Source organism: Roseicyclus salinarum (genome assembly GCF_029624655.1).
In the GTDB taxonomy this organism is placed as follows: Bacteria; Pseudomonadota; Alphaproteobacteria; order Rhodobacterales; family Rhodobacteraceae; genus Roseibacterium; species Roseibacterium salinarum.
This window is the reverse complement of sequence record NZ_JARRSA010000069.1, coordinates 1-314: the sequence shown is the minus strand read 5'-3', so window position 1 is coordinate 314 and position 314 is coordinate 1. Positions and strand designations below refer to the sequence as shown.

At 64.3% G+C, this 314-nt stretch carries 1 pseudogene; it reads right to left on the bottom strand.

The features are described 5' to 3' along the window. Positions 1-68: 68 nt before the first annotated feature. Positions 69-314 (bottom strand): annotated as a pseudogene (locus tag P6F26_RS19645) (DUF6326 family protein); the annotation flags it as partial.

The following is a 314-nucleotide window of genomic DNA, read 5'->3' as shown; positions in this document are numbered from 1 at the left end:
TGCAAGCGTCCAGCGTCGCTGCGGGCTGCTCGCGACAACGACCGAGACCGGCCTCTGTCCGGGCACCGTCATGTCCGGGCCGGTGTCGCGTGGTCTGCGGGCCACCGCCAAGCGATCACGAGGATCACGAGCATGGCAAACAGTTCGATGACCAGATGGAGCACGTCATCCATGTCCGTCGGAGGAGCGAGCATCATTCCTGCGGCGGTGATCGGGACCGCAAGGAAGGTCGCGCGTCGCAGCCACGTTCGTTCAAGCACTTGCGAAAAGAGCACCATGCCGATCGGCACCTGTACGAGGATGCCGGCCATCAG